General features: G+C 55.5%; 1 protein-coding gene. It reads left to right on the forward strand.

Annotation, left to right across the window (positions count from 1 at the left end):
- The coding region (locus tag KMS84_RS44900; protein WP_256921682.1) for an MFS transporter at nt 1–236 on the forward strand (236 nt) is incomplete at both ends.

Genomic DNA, 236 nt, shown 5'->3' on the forward strand with positions numbered 1-236 from the left:
GGTAATGGGCGCTCAGGCGCTGTCAGGGATTGCCAAAGACCTGAACAAGATGAGTGCCAAAAGCTCCATCAAAACTCTGGTGCCCGATGGGCAACAGGGCAAGCTTTACCAATGGATAGCCATCCTCACCGGCTCGAAGAATGCACTTAAGGGTGTCGGTTTCTTTCTCGGTGGGGCATTGCTCGCCCTGATGGGTTTCAAAGGTGCGTTACTGGCCATGGCGGGTGTGTTGGCGC

Source organism: Streptomyces hilarionis, from assembly GCF_024539675.1.
GTDB classification, from domain to species: Bacteria; Actinomycetota; Actinomycetes; order Streptomycetales; family Streptomycetaceae; genus Streptomyces; species Streptomyces hilarionis.